Consider the following 15,533-nt stretch of genomic DNA (forward strand, 5'->3'; position numbering starts at 1 on the left):
GTCGTCGTCATGGCTGTCGTTCCAGTGCCGCGCGCTCCTCGATCAGGCAGCGGGTGCGCGCAAGGGCCACGGCGATGCTGTAGGCCCAGCAGGCCAGCGCCATGCAGACGAGGCCGGCGAGCATGGTGTGCGTCATCGACGGCGCGGCGTCGAGGCGGATCGACGCGCCCTGGTGCAGCGTGCTCCACCACTGCACCGAGAAATAGATGATCGGCACGTTGACCACGCCGGCCAGCAGCAGGATCGCGCCGGCGCCGTCAGCGCGCTGCGGATTCTCGATGGCCGACACGAGGCCGAGGTAGCCGAGGTAGAGGAACAGCAGGATCAGCTCCGAGGTGAGCCGCGCGTCCCAGACCCACCAGGTGCCCCAGGTGGGCTTGCCCCAGACGGCGCCGGTCCACAGCGCGATCACGGTGAACACCGCGCCCGTCGGTGCGAGCGCGCGCGACAGCAGCGGCGACAGCCGCGTGTGCAGCACCAGGCCGGCGGCCGCATGGAAGGCCGCGACGAGGTAGAGGAACATCGACATCCAGGCCGCCGGCACGTGCAGGAAGAGGATGCGGTAGACCTCGCCCTGCTGGTGGTCGGTCGGCGCCACGACGAAGCCGAGCCAGAGGCCGGCGATGGCCAGCAGCACCGCGGCCGCGGCGAACCACGGGATCCAGCGGCCGGCGAAGGCATGGAAGACGACCGGCGAGGCCAGCCGGCGCCAGCCGCCGCTGTGGCGGTGGGCGGCAGGCCGCAGCGATGAAGTCTGTATGTGAATGCTCATGAGGGTTCGCTTATTCCAGCGCCAGCCGCAGCGCCGCGGCGCAGGCCCAGGGAACGAGGAAGGCCGCCAGCGACAGGCAGGCGCCCAGCAGGCTCAGGTGCGCGCCCGTGGGCAGGCCCTGCTGGCTGGCGGCCACGGCGGCGCAGCCGAACACCAGCGGCGGCACGGCCAGCGGCGGCACGGCCAGCGGCAGCACGATCAGCGCGAGCAGCACGTGGCCCGAGAGGCCCAGCGTGAGCGCGGCGCCGAGCGCGCCGACCAGCGTGAGCGTCGGCGTGCCGAGCAGCAGCGCGAGCACCAGCACGCCGACGGTCTCGGCCGGCAGGCCGTACTGCAGCGCCAGCAGCGGCGCGACCACGATCAGCGGCACGCAGGTGATGCACCAGTGCGCGGCGATCTTTGCGGCCACGAGTCCGGTGAGGCCATGCGGCGAGACCAGCCACTGCTCGAGGTTGCCGTCGGCCAGGTCCGGCTCGAACAGGCGGTTAAACGAGATCAGCACCGCCAGCAGCGCCGCGACCCAGACGACGCCGGGGCCGATCGCGCGCAGCAGCGCGGCGTCCGGCCCGATGACCAGCGGGAACAAGCTGCCGACGAGGATGAAGAAGACCAGCCCGCTGAGCGCGTCGGAAGGGCGGCGCTGCGCGACCAGGAATTCGCGCTGGAAGACGGCGGTCAGCATGCGAAGGCCTCCACGTCCTCGGGCGGCGGCGCGGCCGGCGACGGCTGCGGCAGCGCGTCGAGCTGCAGCGTGCGCAGCATCGTGGCCGGCACGCCGAGCGGGCGGTGGGTGGCGATGACCGCGGCGCCGCCGTGTTCCAGATGGGCGGTCAGCTGCGCGTCCAGCAGGTCTTCGCTCGCGCGGTCCAGCGCGGCATAGGGTTCGTCGAGCAGCCAGAGCGCGCGCTGTCCGAGCGTCACCCGCGCCAGGGCGAGCCGCCGGCGCTGGCCCTGCGACAGGCGGCGCACCGGCTGGCCGGCCAGCGCGGCCAGGCCCCAGGTGGCGAGCGCCGCGGGCACGGCCTCGGCCGGCGCACCGCCCGACAGCCGCAGCCCGAGCCGCAGGTTCTCGGCGGCGCTCAGGTGCGGGCTCAGGCCGTTCAAGTGGCCGAGGTAGGCCATCTGCGCCGCGTAGCCGGCATCGACAGGGCGCAGCCGGCGCCCGTTCCAGTGCAGCTCGCCGGCGGAGGCGGGCGTCAGGCCGGCCAGCAGCCGCAGCAGGCTGGTCTTGCCGCTGCCGTTGGCGCCGCGCAGTTCGAGCACCTGTCCGGCGCGCAGGTCGAAGTCCACCAGCGGCAGCACGTTGCGGCCGCCGCGCCGGCAGCGCACCCCTGCGGCGGCCAACCGCAGGCCGTCGTCATGAGGGCTTGGCATCGCCGACCCGCAGCGGCGCATCGGCCTTGGGCGGGATCTGGCCGGGGGTGTCGGTGGGCGCTTCACCGGGCGGCACGTGGGGCAGCCGGTGGGCGATACCCTTGTGGCAGTCGATGCAGGTCTTCTCCTTGTTGGCCAGGTAGGTCGAATGCATGTTCTGCGCACGCACGCTCTGGCGGGTGAAGTCCATCGAGTCGTAGTTGTGGCAGTTGCGGCATTCGAGCGAGTCGTTGGCCTTGAGCCGCGCCCATTCGTGCTGCGCGAGCTCCAGGCGCTTGTCGAGGAACTTCTCGCGCGTGTTGATCGTGCCGAAGATCTTGCCCCAGACCTCCTTGGACGCCTGCATCTTGCGGGCGATCTTGTCGGTCCAGTTGTGCGGCACGTGGCAGTTCGAGCACACGGCGCGCACGCCCGAACGGTTGGTGTAGTGGATCGTGCTCTTGAGTTCGGCAAACACGTTGTCGCGCATCTCGTGGCAGCCGGTACAGAACTTCTCGGTGTTGGTGAGTTCCATGGCCGTGTTGAAGGCGCCCCAGAAGATGACACCGCCGATGAAGCCGCCGATGGTGAGAAAACCCAGGCTGAAGTGGACGCTCGGGCGGCGGATCACCAGCCAGTAGCGCTTGAGAAGATTCAGCATGCCCGGCTCACTTCGCCTTCGTCCCCGATGACCGCTGGATCACCGTGTCGATGTCCTGGAAGGTGTTCGGCACGATCGGGTTCACCGGCTCCTGCGCCACGTGGCACTGCATGCAGAAGTAGCGTCGCGTGGAGATCTGCCCGAGCACCCGGCCGTCGCGGTCCATGTAGTGGGTGATGCTGACCGGCACGGCCTGCGACACCTCGACCTTGGAGCGCGCATGGCAGTCCATGCACTTGTTGAAGTTCTTGTCGATCTGGTAGCCGTCCACGCGGTGCGGGATGACCGGCGGCTGCATCGCATAGTTGCGGGTACGGCGCACGTCGTCGTTGACCGAGTTGCCGAGCAGCGGAGGCTTGGTCGACTCGGTGATCGGCGTGGGGCCGCGCGCCGCGTCGATGAACGTGCGGCCGGTTTGGGGCTGCTGCTGGGCCACCGCGGCGGTGGCGCACAGGAACAGGAAGAGGGCGAGGCGTCGCAAAAAGGCGGTCATGTCCGATGCTCCTCGCGGCTCAGACCTTCACGATCTTGACTGCGCACTTCTTGAAGTCCGTTTGCAGGGAGATCGGATCGGTGGCGTCGAGCGTGACCTTGTTGATGAGCTGGCTCGCATCGAACCAGGGGATAAAGACCAGGCCGCGCGGCGGCTTGTTGCGCCCGCGCGTTTCCACGCGGGTGCGCATCTTGCCGCGCCGCGAGGCCACTTCGACCTCGCTGCCGCGGCGCACGCCGAGCGCGTCGGCGTCCTCGGGGTGCATGTAGCACAGCGCATGCGGCACGGCGCGGTTGAGCTCGGGCACGCGGCGCGTCATCGAGCCCGAGTGCCAGTGCTCCAGCACGCGGCCGGTGGACAGCCAGAACGGGAACTCCTGGTCCGGCACCTCGGCCGGCGGCTCGTAGGGCAGGGCGTAGATGTTGGCCTTGCCGTCCTTGTTGCCATAGAACTGGTAGCCCGTGCCGGCCTTGACGTAGGGGTCGGAACCTTCGCGGTAGCGCCAGCGCGTCTCCTTGCCGTTGACCACTGGCCAGCGCAGGCCGCGGGCCTGGTGGTAGTCGTCGAACGGCGCGAGGTCGTGGCCGTGGCCGCGGCCGAAGGTGGCGTATTCCTCGAACAGGCCCTTTTGCACATAGAAGCCGAAGGCCTTGGCTTCGGCGTTCGCATAGTCCGGGGAGACGTCCTCGAGCGGGAACTTGTCGACCTGGCGGTTGCGGTAGAGCACGTCGTAGAGCGTCTTGCCGCGCAGCTCGGGCTGCTTGGCGATGAGCGCCTCGGGCCAGACCTCTTCGACCTTGAAGCGCTTGGAGAACTCGATGAGCTGCCAGAGGTCGGAGCGGGCCTCGCCGGGCGCGTTGACCAGCTGGTGCCAGAAGTGGGTGCGGCGTTCGGCGTTGCCGTAGGCGCCTTCCTTCTCGACCCACATCGCGCTCGGCAGGATCAGGTCGGCGGCGACGGCGGTGACCGTCGGGTAGGCGTCGGAGACGACGATGAAGTTGGCCGGGTTGCGGTAGCCGTTGTAGCCCTCCTTCATGAGGTTGGCGCCGGCCTGCAGGTTGTTGTTGACCATCACCCAGTAGGCATTGAGCTTGCCGTCGGTGAGCATGCGGCTTTGCAGCACGGCGTGGTAGCCGGGCTTGGCCGGGATGGTGCCTTCAGGCAGCTTCCAGATGTGCTCGGCGTGGGCGCGGTGCTCGGGGTTGGTCACCACCATGTCGGCCGGCAGGCGGTGCGAGAAGGTGCCGACCTCGCGCGCGGTGCCGCAGGCCGACGGCTGGCCGGTCAGCGAGAACGGGCTGTTGCCGGGGTTGGCGATCTTGCCGGTCAGCAGGTGGATGTTGTAGACGAGGTTGTTGGCCCAAGTGCCGCGCGTGTGCTGGTTGAAGCCCATGGTCCAGAACGAGACGACTTTGGTCTTCGGGTCGGCATAGAGCTCGGCGAGCGCGAGCAGCCGGTTCTTGGGCACGCCGGTGAGGTCGGCGGTGTAGTCCAGCGTGTAGGTCGAGACGAACTTGGCGTATTCGTCGAACGTGATCGGCTTGGAGCCGTTGGGATCGTCGGCGTTCTTGGCCGCCTTCTGCAGCGGATGCTCCGGGCGCAGGCCGTAACCGATGTCGGCGTTGCCGAGCTTGAAGTTGGTGTGCTTGTTGACGAAGTCTTTGTTGACCCGGTTCGTCGAGATGATGTGGTGCGCGATGAAGTTCAGGATCGCGAGGTCGGTCTGCGGCTTTAACGTGAGTTCGATGTCGGCGAGCTCGTAGGAGCGGTGCTCGAAGGTCGAGAGCACGGCGACCTTGACGTTCGGGCCGCTCAGGCGGCGGTCGGTCACGCGGGTCCACAGCACCGGGTGCATCTCGGCCATGTTGGAGCCCCAGAGCACGAAGGCGGTGGCGGCCTCGATGTCGTCGTAGCAGCCCATCGGCTCGTCCATGCCGAAGGTGCGCATGAAGCCGGTCACGGCCGAGGCCATGCAGTGGCGCGCGTTCGGGTCGAGGTTGTTGGAGCGGAAGCCCGCCTTTATGAGCTTCGACGCGGCGTAGCCTTCCCAGACGGTCCACTGGCCCGAGCCGAACATGCCCACGGCCGTCGGGCCCTTTTCCTTGAGCACCTTCTTGAACTGCGCGGCCATCACGTCGAAGGCCTTGTCCCAGGAGACCGGCTGGAACTCGCCGTCCTTGGCGTACTGGCCGTTCTTCATGCGCAGCAGCGGCGTGGTCAGCCGGTCGGCGCCGTACATGATCTTCGAGAGGAAGTAGCCCTTGACGCAGTTGAGGCCGCGGTTCACCTCGGCCTCCGGGTCGCCCTGGGTGGCCACGACGCGGTTGTCCTTGACGGCCACGGTCACGCCGCAGCCGGTACCGCAGAAGCGGCACGGGGCCTTCGACCAGGTCAGCTGCGAGGCGTCGGCATAGCTGTTGCCGGTGCCCTGGGCCTCGGCGATGGGGATGCCGGCCACGGTGCCGGCTGCGGCGGCGGCGGACTGCCGCACGAAATCACGTCGGGTTGTCGACATTGGGGATCTCCGTATTCAGGGATTCGAGCGGTTCGGCGTGCTGGTACACCATCGCTACATTGATGACGCCATGCGCCTGCTGGATCGCCGAGACCAGGTCCACGATGGCTGCGGCCGAAGGCGCTTCGAGCGTGACCACGCGCTTGCCGTTGGCGTCCGATCCATGGATGCGGGCGCCGGGCAGGGCGGTGATGAACGCGTCGACCGCCTGCGCATCGCCCGGCTGGGCATGCACGACGAGGCTCGTGATGTGCAGTTCTTCCTTGTCTGGAGGAATGCCGTGCATCGCTACATGCCCGGGGGGCCGGCGAACATCTGGTAGATCCAGACGGCGAAGCCATAGCTCGCGATCGTCAGTACCGAGAGGATCGGCACCATGACGATGGCGAGGAAGACGAAGCTGCGCAGTTCTTCCTTCCGCGTGGAAGGGGGCGCATTGGGGGGGAGATGTAAGAGGGTACGGAGCATCGTGGTCTCCAGCGCTGTGGCTGTGGGGCAGCCCGGCCGTGTGCTCAGGTTGTACCAGGGGCGGTACGGCGGTCACATGACAAAAGTCAAGAAATGCTCCGTTCGGGTGCACTCGACCGTATTTATTTGACTTGTGTCAATTGTTGTGGGGGCGCGGCAATTGCATTGTGTTGCACGCGTTGCACAGCGCAGCGTGCATGGAGATTTTCCGGCGGCCGGTATGCTGCCTGGACGATAGAGCGCGCCGGAGATTGATCCACATCACGGCACCGCGTCGCCGACCTGGCACGCTGGTCGCTTAGCCCCTCAGAAAGCGCCGTTGGACGCCCGTTTGCCATGCCCCCGACCGACCACCCCAGCCTGCGCGCTATCCGCGAGGAGCACGCCACCCTCGCCGCCGTGCTGCGCGCGCTCCTGCACTTGGCCGACGAGGGGCCGGGCGACCGGCCCGAGGGATACTTCGACACGCTGCGGGCGATGCTGTTCTACATCGACGAATTCCCCGAGCGGCAGCACCATCCGAAGGAGTCGGACCTGCTGTTCCCGCGCATCGCCCGGCTGGCGCCGGACACGATGGAGGTGATCGGCCAGCTGGAGCGCGAGCACATCGACGGCGAGGCGGAGGTGCGGGCGCTCCAGCATCGGCTGCTGGCCTGGGAACTGCTGGGCGAGCCGCGGCGGGCCGATTTCGTCCACGCGGCGCGGCGCTACGTGGAGTTCTACCTGGAGCACATGCGGCTCGAAGAGGTCGTGCTGCTGCCGATCGCCTGCGAGCTGCTGGGGCCCCAGGACTGGGCGGTGCTCGATGCCGCGTTCGCCGCGCAGGTCGATCCGCTGGGCGCGGACCGCGATCCGGCCTACGACCGGCTGTTCACCCGGATCGCGCAGCGCGCGCCGAAGGCGCTGGCGGCCGGCGTGCAGGCCGGCCTGGCGTGGCGCACGCCGGCCGCCGAAGCTGCATCCGCGGGGAGTATGAAGCCATAACGCCTGCTAAATGAGCCTGTTGGCCTCATCCTGCCCGGTGTATAAGCCTGTGGACGTTCAGCCCAGCGCCGGATAGTCGATGTAGCCCTTCTCGCCGCCGCCGTAGAAGGTGGACTGGTCCCACGGGTTGAGCGGCGCGTTCTCCTGGAAGCGGCGCACCAGGTCGGGATTGGAGATGAAGGGCTTGCCGAAGGCGATGGCGTCGGCATGGCCGCTGGCGACGGCCTGCTCGGCGCGTTCCTTGTCGTAGCCGTTGTTGACGATCCAGGCGCCCTGGCCGCCGGCGTCGCGGTAGGCCTTCTTGAAGCGTTCGTAGTCGAAGGGGCGGTCGGGCAGTTCGCGCGGGCCGCCGGTGGCGCCTTCGATCACGTGGATGTAGGCCAGGCCGAGCGGCGCGAGCTGCCGCGCGACGTGCTCGAACAGCGGCTGCGGGTCCGCGTCCACGATGTCGTTGGCCGGGGTGACGGGCGACAGGCGGATGCCGACCTTGCCGGCGCCGATCGCGTCGGCCACGCGGCGCACGACTTCGAGCAGGAAGCGCGCGCGGTTCTCGATGCTGCCGCCGTAGTCGTCGGTGCGGCGGTTGGCGCCGGTCTTGAGGAACTGGTCGATCAGGTAGCCGTTGGCACCGTGGATCTCCACGCCGTCGAAGCCGGCCGTCTCCACCGCGTTGCGCGCGGCGGCGGCGTAGTCGTGGACGATGCCGGGGATCTCCTCGCTGCCCAGCGCACGCGGCTCGGAGGTGGCGGCGAAGTGGCCGGCGCCGGTCTTGCGATCGACCAGGTAGGTCTTGCTCTGGGCCTGCACGGCCGAGGGCGCGACAGGTGCGTCGTTGTCGGGCTGCAGGTCGGTGTGCGAGATGCGGCCCACGTGCCAGAGCTGGGTGACGATCGTGCCGCCCTTCGCATGCACCGCGTCGGTCACCTGCTTCCAGCCGTCGAGCTGCTCGGTGCCGTAGAGGCCCGGCACGTCGGCATAGCCCTGGCCCTGGTGGCTGATGGCGGTCGCCTCGGTGATCAGCAGGCCGGCCGTGGCGCGCTGGGCGTAGTAGGTCGCGGTGATGGGCTGCGGGATGGCGTCGGGCGAGCGGTTGCGCGTGAGCGGCGCGAGCACCACGCGGTTGGCCAGGTGCAGGCTGCCGGCGTTCAGGGGATCGTAGAGAGTGGTCATAGATGGTTCGCTTTCGTTGCGCAAGGGGGGAGAAGGAAGGGGACAGCCCCGAGCGTAATTAAAGCCCGCGTTTTGCGCAGCAGGCGGGGAGGCTGCAAGGGCAAGCGCTCTGTGCTAGCGCACAACAGCAGTGCCCGCTTATGCGCATCGCGGATAAGCAAGCACCCAAGTGTCGCAAGGCGCGGCGGCGGCGCGTTCCTAGAATTTTTCCCTTTTCATCGCTGGAGGGAATCCATGACGCTTCGTATCCGCATCTCCCGCCGCGCGGCGCTCGCCGCCGCCGCAGGCCTGTTCGCCGGCGCCGCCGCGGCGCAGACCAAGGAGGTCGTCATCGGCTACCAGGACATGGTCGTGCCCTGGCGCTACGCGCAGGAGACGCAGGAGGTCGAGAAGCGCACCGGCTACAAGGTGACCTACCGCAAGCTCGGCAGCGGCGCCGAAGTGGTGCGCGCGCTGGCCTCGGGCGCGATCCAGATCGGCGAGGCCGGCTCCTCGCCCTTCGCAGCGGCCCTGTCGCAGGGCGTGCCGATCGAGATCTTCTGGATCCTCGACAACATCAACGACGCCGAGGCGCTGGTCGCGCGCAACGGCTCGGGCGTGAACACGCTGGCCGACCTCAAGGGCAAGAAGATCGGCCTGCCGTACGTCTCGACCACGCACTTCCATGCGCTGGTGGCCCTGCAGGACGCGGGCGTCGATCCGAAGAGCGTGCAGATCCTCAACCTGCGGCCGCCCGAAATCCTCGCGGCCTGGCAGCGCGGCGACATCGACGCCACCTTCGTCTGGGACCCGGTGCTGGCCAAGGCCAAGGAGAGCGGCAAGGTGCTGATCACCTCGGGCCAGATCGCTGCCAAGACCGGCAAGGCGACCTTCGACGCGTTGGCGGTGAACAAGACCTTCGCCAGGGCGAACGACGCTTTCCTCGCGCAGTTCGTGCAGGTGCTGGCCGACGCCAACCGGAGCTACACGGCGAACAAGGCCGCCTGGTCGGCCGGGTCGCCGCAGGTCAAGGCCGTGGCCAAGTGGAGCGGCGCCGAGGCGCCGACCGTGCCGGCGAGCCTGGCCCTCTATGCCTTCGTGCCGCCGGCCGAGCAGGCGTCGCCGAAATGGCTGGGCGGCGGCAGGGATTCCGTCGTCGCCAAATCGCTCGCGGCCACCGCCGCCTTCCTCAAGGAGCAGGGCACGATCCAGACGGTGCTGCCGGACTATTCCGTCGGCGTGAACCCGGCCTGGGCGGCGCGCGCCAAGTGACTGCGCCGCAGCCGCACGTCCTGTCGGTCGAACGCCTGAGCGTGCGCTATGCGGGCGCGGGCAGCGTGCTCGCGCTGAGCGACGTGAGCCTGGACATCCCGGCCGGCGAGTTCGTCGTGGCGCTCGGCGCCTCGGGCTGCGGCAAGACGACGCTGCTCAACTGCATCGCCGGCTTCACGCCCGCCTCGGCCGGGCGCATCACGCTGGGCGGCCAGCCGGTCAGCGGGCCGGGCGCGGAGCGCGGCGTGGTGTTCCAGAAGCATGCGCTGATGCCCTGGCTCGACGTGGTCGACAACGTGGCGCTGGGCCTGCGACTGCGCGGCGTTCCACGTGAAACGCGGCGCGCCGCGGCGCTGGAGCAGCTGGCCGCCGTGGGCCTGGCCGACTTCGCGCAGGCACGGCTGTGGCAGCTCTCGGGCGGGATGCAGCAGCGCGTGGGCATCGCGCGGGCGCTGGCCAGCGACCCGCAGGTGCTGCTGATGGACGAGCCGTTCGGCGCGCTCGACGCCTTCACCCGCGAATCGGTGCAGGAACTGGTGCTGCGGCTGTGGCAGCGCACCGGCAAGACGGTGTTTTTCATCACCCACGACGTGGAGGAGGCGCTGTTCCTCGGCTCCCGCTTGGTGGTGATGACGCCGCGGCCCGGCCGCATCGCGCAGCAGCATGCGCTGCCGTTCGGCCGCGCCTGGCTGGCCGGCGCGGGCGCGCGGGCGATCAAGTCCAGCCCGGACTTCATCGCCTGGCGCGAACGCGTGCTCGACTGGATCGCGCCTGCCCATGCCGAAGCCTGAGGCGCCCGGCGAACTGCCCGAGGTCGCGCCCTACCGGCCACTGGGCGGCGGCTCGGCGCGCGGCATCAGCACCGCCTGCATCGCTGCGCTGGCGCTGCTGTGGTGGCTGGCGACGCACCTCGGCTGGGTGCCGCCGCTGTTCCTGCCGGCGCCCGAGGCGGTCGCGAAGGCGCTGCGCGACGCCTGGCGCGGCGATATCCAGGGCGGCCAGCCGCTGCTGGCGCACCTGCGGTGGAGCGCGATCCGCGTGTTCGGCGCCTTCGCGCTCGCGGCCGTGGTCGGCGTGCCGGTGGGCATCGCGATGGGCGTGAGCCGCGTGGCGCGCGGGCTGTTCGACCCGCCGATCGAGTTCTACCGGCCGCTGCCGCCGCTGGCCTACCTGCCGCTGATCGTGATCTGGTTCGGCATCGACGAGACCAGCAAGATCCTGCTGATCTTCCTGGCCTGCTTTGCCCCGATCGCATTGGCCGCGCGCGCCGGCGTGAAGAGCGCGAGCGTGGAGCAGCTGCATGCCGCGGCCTCGCTCGGCGCAAGCCGGGCACAGGCGGTCTGGCACGTGGTGGTGCCGGCGGCGCTGCCGGAGATCCTCGTGGGCCTGCGCATCGCCATCGGCTTCGGCTGGACCACGCTGGTCGCCGCCGAGATGGTGGCCGCGACCGTCGGCGTCGGGCAGATGGTGCTCAACGCCTCGAACTTCCTGCGCACCGACCTGGTGGTGGCCGGCATCCTGGTGATCGGCGCCGTGGCCTGGAGCTTCGACCTGCTGATGCGCTGGGCCGAGGCGCGGCTCGTGCCGTGGAAGGGGAGGGTATGAGCCGCTGGCGCGCATGGAATACGCGCTGCCAGCTCATCTAGCCGGGAGTATGTCGCTCAGGCCTGCTCGGCCTTGAGCGCTTCCTGCACCGCCGGGCGGGCGGCGACCCGTTCGCGCCAGGCCTGTAGGTGCTGCAGGCCGGCCAGGTCCACGCCCAGGCGCGGCGCCCAGTTGCTCACGGCGAACAGATAGGCATCGGCCACGCCGAAGTGCTCGCCGCCGAGGTAGTCGCGGCCGGCGAGCTGGTCGTCCACCCATTCGAAGCGGCTGCGCAGCCGGGTGCGCAGCGTGGCCGCGTAGTCCGCCGGCGTCGCGGGCGAGAACAGCGGCGAGAAGGTCTTGTGGATCTCGGTGCCGATGAAGGCCAGCCATTCCTGCACGCGGTAGCGCGCCAGCGTGCCGCTGGCCGGCGCGAGGTTCTTCAGCGGCGCCCGGTCGGCGATGTACTGCACGATGGCCGGGCCTTCGCGCAGCCGGGTGCCGTCGTCGAGCTCCAGCACCGGCACGTAGCCGAGCGGGTTGATCTCGTAGTAGTCGCGGCCGTCGGCGTACTGGTGGTCCTTGAGCGAGACCTTCACCGGTTCGAAGGCGATGCCCGACTCGCGCAGGACGATGTGCGGGGACAGCGCGCAGGTGCCGGGGGAGTAGTAGAGCTTCATGGCGTGCAGGGAGGAGGGCTGGACAGGAAAAAGGCTGGCAAGCATGCTAGCCGCATTGCGCCGGCCGCGGCGGCAGATCGGATGCCGTCCTACAGCGGCAGGCGCCGGTGCCCGATGGGCCGCGGCCGGCCGGCTGCCTACGATCCAGTCCATCCGAAAGGCGAGGGCGCCCGACGACACGGCAGCTGGCGGGTTCCACGTGGAACGGCAGGCCGCGCCGCCGCAGACAGCCGCCCCCTGCCTTCCCCAACATCCAGGAGGAAGCGGCCGTGCTCAAGTACGCCATCATCTTTGCCATCATCTCGCTCATCGCCGGTGCGCTCGGCTTCAGCGGCGTGGCCGCCGGTTCGGCCGGCATCGCCAAGATCCTGTTCGGCCTGTTCCTGATCGTGGCCGTGGTCTTCGTCGTGCTCGCCGCCCTGGGCGTGGGCGCCGTCCGGAAGACGCTCAAGTGAGGCTGCCGAAGCACGACGCATCGGCCGGCCTGCGCCACGATACCGCGCCGACACCGCGCGACCACGTCGCCAGGGTGCTGGCCGTGACCTCCGCCGACTGGTGGGCCGAGGGCGCACCGCCGGCCGAGCCCATCCGCCGCATCCGCACCCGGCCTGCGCGCCGGCAGATGCTGCCGACCGGCCCGCTGGCCCCCTATGGCGCCGCGCGCCTGTGGCAGGGCGCGGCCGCCGCCGTCGTGCCCCGCCGTTTTGGCTACGCCTGGTAGCCTGACCGGCCCCGGGGCCGCAGGCCATCCATGGCAGCGCCGGGTCGCCCCCGGTAAAATCGCGGGTTCCCCCGCCCCCTCCCGGATTCCATGTCGATCTTCCAGCGGCGCGCCAGCGATGATGGACGCGTCTGCCGTGCCTGAGGCGGGCGTTTCCCTTTGCCTTGTGCCTTCGACTGAAACGCGGACGCCACGGGCGTTGCCAGGACCACCATGATCTATCCCCAGGAATTCGACGTCATCGTCGTCGGCGGCGGCCATGCCGGCACCGAGGCCGCGCTGGCCGCGGCGCGCATGGGCGCCCAGACCCTGCTGCTGACCCACAACATCGAGACGCTGGGCCAGATGAGCTGCAACCCCTCGATCGGCGGCATCGGCAAGGGCCACCTCGTCAAGGAGGTGGACGCGCTGGGCGGCGCCATGGCGATCGCCACCGACGAATCGGGCATCCAGTTCCGCATCCTCAACAGCAGCAAGGGCCCGGCGGTGCGCGCCACCCGGGCGCAGGCCGACCGCATCCTGTACAAGGCGGCGATCCGCCGGCGGCTGGAGAACCAGCCCAACCTCTGGCTGTTCCAGCAGGCGGTGGACGACCTGATCGTCGAGGGCGACCGCGTGGCCGGCGCCGTCACACAGGTCGGCATCGCGTTCCGCGGCCGCACCGTGGTGCTGACGGCCGGAACCTTCCTGGACGGCAGAATCCATGTGGGCCTGGACAACTACCAGGCCGGCCGCGCGGGCGATCCGCCGGCGGTGTCGCTGTCGGCGCGCCTGAAGGAACTGGCACTGCCACAAGGGCGCCTGAAGACCGGTACGCCGCCGCGCATCGACGGCCGCAGCATCGACTTCAGCCTGTGCGAGGAGCAGCCGGGCGACGGCATGCCGGGCGGCGTGAACGAAGGCCACCTGCCGGTGTTCAGCTTCCTCGGCAGCGCGACGATGCACCCGCGGCAGGTGCCGTGCTGGATCACGCACACCAACGCACGCACGCACGACATCATCCGCAGCGGCCTCGACCGCAGCCCCATGTTCACCGGCAGGATCGAGGGCGTGGGCCCGCGCTACTGCCCGAGCGTGGAGGACAAGATCAACCGCTTCGCCCACAAGGAGAGCCACCAGATCTTCCTGGAACCCGAAGGCCTGACGACAAACGAGTACTACCCCAACGGCATCTCCACGAGCCTGCCGTTCGACATCCAGTACCAGCTGGTGCGCAGCATGAAGGGGCTGGAGAACGTCCACATCCTGCGGCCGGGCTACGCGATCGAATACGACTACTTCGACCCACGCGCGCTCAGGAGCAGCTTCGAGACACGGCAGATCCGGGGCCTGTTCTTCGCCGGCCAGATCAACGGCACGACCGGCTACGAGGAGGCAGCGGCGCAGGGCCTGTTCGCCGGCGCCAACGCGGCGCTGGCCGCCCGCGGAGACGCGCCCTGGGTGCCGGCGCGCGATGAAGCGTATTTGGGTGTGCTGGTGGACGACCTCATCACCAAGGGCGTGACCGAACCCTACCGCATGTTCACCAGCCGGGCCGAGTTCCGCCTGCAGCTGCGCGAGGACAACGCCGACATGCGCCTCACCGAAACCGGCCGCCGCCTGGGCCTGGTGGACGACGCCCGCTGGGACGCCTTCAGCCGCAAGCGCGATGCTGTTTCACGTGAAACCGAACGCCTCAGGTCGATCTGGGTGAACCCGCGCAACCTGCCGGCTGCCGAGTCCGAGCGCGTGCTGGGCAAGGCCATCGAGCACGAATACAACCTCGGCGACCTGCTGCGCCGGCCCGATGTGAACTACGAGAGCCTGGTCTCGCTCGACGGCGGCAGGTATGCGCAGAGCGAGGTCACGCGCGAGACCGACTTCGGCCGTGCCGTGATCGAGCAGGTCGAGATCGCGGCCAAGTACGCGGGCTACATCGACCGCCAGAAGGACGAGGTGCAGCGCGCCGCCCACTACGAGAACCTGCGCCTGCCCGAGGAGCTGGACTACCGGCAGGTCACGGCACTGAGCTTCGAGGTGCGGCAGAAGCTGCAGAAGCACCGGCCGGAAACGCTGGGCCAGGCGTCCCGCATCTCGGGCGTGACCCCGGCCGCCATCTCGCTGCTGCTGATCCATCTGAAGCGCGGGCGCTTCCATGGTTTCGGCGGGCAGGACGAACGCAGCGCCGACGAGGTTGCGGTGTGACGGCGCAGGCGCTCGAGGCGCCGCTCCGCCAGGGTCTGGATGAGCTCGGCCTGCGGCTGGACGACGGCCGAGTCGCTGCGCTGCTCGACTATCTGGCTTTGCTGCAGAAGTGGAACAAGGTCTACAACCTCACGGCCGTGCGCGACTTGGCCGAGATGCTGACCCACCACTTGCTCGACAGCTTGGCCGCTGTGCCGCCGTTGCAGAAGCATCTGGCCGGGCGCACCGACGCCCGCCTGCTGGACGTCGGTTCGGGCGGCGGCCTGCCCGGCGTGGTATTCGCCATCTGCCTGCCACAGCTGCAGGTGCACTGCGTGGACACGGTGGCCAAGAAGGCTGCCTTCCTCCAGCAGGCTGCGGCCGCGCTGCGCCTGCCCAACCTGCGCGGCATCCATGCGCGGGTCGAGACGCTGGCCGGTCAGGACTACGACGTGGTCAGCAGCCGGGCCTTCGCATCGCTGGCCGACTTCGTGACCTGGTCGCGCCAGGCCCGGTCGCCCCAAGGTGTCTGGCTCGCGATGAAAGGCAAGCGTCCGACGGAAGAAATCGCCGCTTTGCCGGCCGGCGTGGCAGTGTTCCACGTGGAACAGCTTACGGTTCCCCAACTCGACGCCGAACGCTGCATCGTCTGGTTGCGTTGAGTTTGGTAGGCGAGGGCAGGGTGTCGCGTAAACTCGGCGCCTTCCTTCGCCACGCT

18 protein-coding genes are annotated in these 15,533 nt (G+C 69.4%); 8 read left to right on the plus strand and 10 right to left on the minus strand.

What is annotated here, in order from left to right; genetic code table 11:
* Window positions 1-7: 7 nt before the first annotated feature.
* From ccmC to napE, 8 genes are read right to left on the minus strand one after another with little or no spacing between them, the layout of a single operon-like run.
* On the minus strand, window positions 8-772 hold the full coding sequence (ccmC, locus tag GAK38_RS00870; RefSeq protein ID WP_325340581.1) for a heme ABC transporter permease CcmC: 765 nt from the start codon (window positions 770-772) through the stop codon (window positions 8-10).
* Between the two features lie 10 nt (window positions 773-782).
* Window positions 783-1,454, minus strand: a complete 672-nt coding sequence (gene ccmB / locus GAK38_RS00875; RefSeq protein ID WP_325340583.1) for a heme exporter protein CcmB — start codon at window positions 1,452-1,454, stop codon at window positions 783-785.
* Window positions 1,448-2,146 carry a cytochrome c biogenesis heme-transporting ATPase CcmA gene (ccmA, locus tag GAK38_RS00880; protein WP_325340585.1) on the minus strand — a complete coding sequence of 233 codons (699 nt, stop codon included), beginning with the start codon at window positions 2,144-2,146 and terminating at the stop codon, window positions 1,448-1,450. Before ccmA ends, ccmB begins: the two co-directional genes overlap by 7 nt.
* The gene (locus GAK38_RS00885) at window positions 2,130-2,786 is read right to left on the minus strand and encodes a cytochrome c3 family protein (RefSeq protein ID WP_325340586.1); all 657 of its coding nucleotides are present in this window, start codon (window positions 2,784-2,786) and stop codon (window positions 2,130-2,132) included. The genes ccmA and GAK38_RS00885 overlap by 17 nt, the downstream gene beginning before the upstream one ends.
* A gap of 7 nt (window positions 2,787-2,793) precedes the next feature.
* A complete protein-coding gene (locus GAK38_RS00890; RefSeq protein ID WP_325340588.1) occupies window positions 2,794-3,279 on the minus strand; it encodes a nitrate reductase cytochrome c-type subunit in 486 nt (161 codons plus the stop codon).
* Between the two features lie 19 nt (window positions 3,280-3,298).
* Entirely contained in the window at window positions 3,299-5,794 is a 2,496-nt protein-coding gene (gene napA, locus GAK38_RS00895; RefSeq protein WP_325340590.1) for a periplasmic nitrate reductase subunit alpha, read from the minus strand.
* A complete protein-coding gene (locus GAK38_RS00900) occupies window positions 5,775-6,080 on the minus strand; it encodes a chaperone NapD (protein WP_325340592.1) in 306 nt (101 codons plus the stop codon). The genes napA and GAK38_RS00900 overlap by 20 nt, the downstream gene beginning before the upstream one ends.
* Before the next feature lie 2 nt (window positions 6,081-6,082).
* The gene (gene napE / locus GAK38_RS00905; protein WP_325340594.1) at window positions 6,083-6,262 is read right to left on the minus strand and encodes a periplasmic nitrate reductase, NapE protein; all 180 of its coding nucleotides are present in this window, start codon (window positions 6,260-6,262) and stop codon (window positions 6,083-6,085) included.
* Window positions 6,263-6,598: 336 nt separating this feature from the next.
* On the opposite strand from napE, the gene GAK38_RS00910 reads away from it, so the two are divergent.
* On the plus strand, window positions 6,599-7,246 hold the full coding sequence (locus GAK38_RS00910; protein WP_325340595.1) for a hemerythrin domain-containing protein: 648 nt from the start codon (window positions 6,599-6,601) through the stop codon (window positions 7,244-7,246).
* Window positions 7,247-7,303: 57 nt separating this feature from the next.
* Here GAK38_RS00910 and GAK38_RS00915 read toward each other — a convergent pair whose 3' ends face one another.
* Window positions 7,304-8,416, minus strand: a complete 1,113-nt coding sequence (locus GAK38_RS00915) for an alkene reductase (protein WP_325340597.1) — start codon at window positions 8,414-8,416, stop codon at window positions 7,304-7,306.
* 234 nt (window positions 8,417-8,650) lie between these two features.
* Here GAK38_RS00915 and tauA point away from each other — a divergent pair, with 234 nt between their 5' ends.
* The 3 genes from tauA to GAK38_RS00930 are packed head-to-tail and all read left to right on the plus strand — an operon-like array spanning window position 8,651 to window position 11,272.
* Window positions 8,651-9,667 carry a taurine ABC transporter substrate-binding protein gene (tauA, locus tag GAK38_RS00920; protein WP_325340599.1) on the plus strand — a complete coding sequence of 339 codons (1,017 nt, stop codon included), beginning with the start codon at window positions 8,651-8,653 and terminating at the stop codon, window positions 9,665-9,667.
* The gene (locus GAK38_RS00925) at window positions 9,664-10,458 is read left to right on the plus strand and encodes a taurine ABC transporter ATP-binding protein (protein WP_443089139.1); all 795 of its coding nucleotides are present in this window, start codon (window positions 9,664-9,666) and stop codon (window positions 10,456-10,458) included. The genes tauA and GAK38_RS00925 overlap by 4 nt, the downstream gene beginning before the upstream one ends.
* A complete protein-coding gene (locus tag GAK38_RS00930; protein WP_325340601.1) occupies window positions 10,445-11,272 on the plus strand; it encodes an ABC transporter permease subunit in 828 nt (275 codons plus the stop codon). The genes GAK38_RS00925 and GAK38_RS00930 overlap by 14 nt, the downstream gene beginning before the upstream one ends.
* Window positions 11,273-11,328: 56 nt before the next feature.
* Here the strand turns inward: GAK38_RS00930 and gstA are convergent, their stop codons facing one another.
* Window positions 11,329-11,931 carry a glutathione transferase GstA gene (gene gstA, locus GAK38_RS00935; protein ID WP_325340603.1) on the minus strand — a complete coding sequence of 201 codons (603 nt, stop codon included), beginning with the start codon at window positions 11,929-11,931 and terminating at the stop codon, window positions 11,329-11,331.
* Window positions 11,932-12,200: 269 nt separating this feature from the next.
* Here gstA and GAK38_RS00940 point away from each other — a divergent pair, with 269 nt between their 5' ends.
* The 4 genes from GAK38_RS00940 to rsmG all read left to right on the plus strand — a co-directional run bounded on the left by GAK38_RS00940 (window position 12,201) and on the right by rsmG (window position 15,477).
* Window positions 12,201-12,386, plus strand: coding sequence for a DUF1328 domain-containing protein (locus GAK38_RS00940; RefSeq protein WP_325340604.1), 186 nt, complete (start codon window positions 12,201-12,203; stop codon window positions 12,384-12,386).
* Window positions 12,383-12,652 carry a hypothetical protein gene (locus tag GAK38_RS00945; RefSeq protein WP_325340606.1) on the plus strand — a complete coding sequence of 90 codons (270 nt, stop codon included), beginning with the start codon at window positions 12,383-12,385 and terminating at the stop codon, window positions 12,650-12,652. Before GAK38_RS00940 ends, GAK38_RS00945 begins: the two co-directional genes overlap by 4 nt.
* Before the next feature lie 213 nt (window positions 12,653-12,865).
* A complete protein-coding gene (mnmG, locus tag GAK38_RS00950) occupies window positions 12,866-14,836 on the plus strand; it encodes a tRNA uridine-5-carboxymethylaminomethyl(34) synthesis enzyme MnmG (RefSeq protein ID WP_325340608.1) in 1,971 nt (656 codons plus the stop codon).
* Complete coding sequence (gene rsmG / locus GAK38_RS00955) at window positions 14,833-15,477, plus strand: 16S rRNA (guanine(527)-N(7))-methyltransferase RsmG (RefSeq protein ID WP_325340610.1); 645 nt, start codon at window positions 14,833-14,835, stop codon at window positions 15,475-15,477. Before mnmG ends, rsmG begins: the two co-directional genes overlap by 4 nt.
* The last annotated feature ends 56 nt before the right edge of the window (window positions 15,478-15,533 follow it).

The sequence above is a fragment of the Xylophilus sp. genome (assembly GCA_009914555.1).
Classification (GTDB): Bacteria; Pseudomonadota; Gammaproteobacteria; order Burkholderiales; family Burkholderiaceae_C; genus WNDY01.

Excerpts from the sequence above, each read along its gene's own strand:
- ccmC (WP_325340581.1), bottom strand. The coding sequence starts at position 772 with ATGAGCATTCACATACAGACTTCATCGCTGCGGCCTGCCGCCCACCGC.
- ccmB (WP_325340583.1), bottom strand. The coding sequence starts at position 1,454 with ATGCTGACCGCCGTCTTCCAGCGCGAATTCCTGGTCGCGCAGCGCCGC.
- ccmA (WP_325340585.1), bottom strand. The coding sequence starts at position 2,146 with ATGCCAAGCCCTCATGACGACGGCCTGCGGTTGGCCGCCGCAGGGGTG.
- GAK38_RS00885 (WP_325340586.1), bottom strand. The coding sequence starts at position 2,786 with ATGCTGAATCTTCTCAAGCGCTACTGGCTGGTGATCCGCCGCCCGAGC.
- GAK38_RS00890 (WP_325340588.1), bottom strand. The coding sequence starts at position 3,279 with ATGACCGCCTTTTTGCGACGCCTCGCCCTCTTCCTGTTCCTGTGCGCC.
- napA (WP_325340590.1), bottom strand. The coding sequence starts at position 5,794 with ATGTCGACAACCCGACGTGATTTCGTGCGGCAGTCCGCCGCCGCCGCA.
- GAK38_RS00900 (WP_325340592.1), bottom strand. The coding sequence starts at position 6,080 with ATGCACGGCATTCCTCCAGACAAGGAAGAACTGCACATCACGAGCCTC.
- napE (WP_325340594.1), bottom strand. The coding sequence starts at position 6,262 with ATGCTCCGTACCCTCTTACATCTCCCCCCCAATGCGCCCCCTTCCACG.
- GAK38_RS00910 (WP_325340595.1), top strand. The coding sequence starts at position 6,599 with ATGCCCCCGACCGACCACCCCAGCCTGCGCGCTATCCGCGAGGAGCAC.
- GAK38_RS00915 (WP_325340597.1), bottom strand. The coding sequence starts at position 8,416 with ATGACCACTCTCTACGATCCCCTGAACGCCGGCAGCCTGCACCTGGCC.
- tauA (WP_325340599.1), top strand. The coding sequence starts at position 8,651 with ATGACGCTTCGTATCCGCATCTCCCGCCGCGCGGCGCTCGCCGCCGCC.
- GAK38_RS00930 (WP_325340601.1), top strand. The coding sequence starts at position 10,445 with ATGCCGAAGCCTGAGGCGCCCGGCGAACTGCCCGAGGTCGCGCCCTAC.
- gstA (WP_325340603.1), bottom strand. The coding sequence starts at position 11,931 with ATGAAGCTCTACTACTCCCCCGGCACCTGCGCGCTGTCCCCGCACATC.
- mnmG (WP_325340608.1), top strand. The coding sequence starts at position 12,866 with ATGATCTATCCCCAGGAATTCGACGTCATCGTCGTCGGCGGCGGCCAT.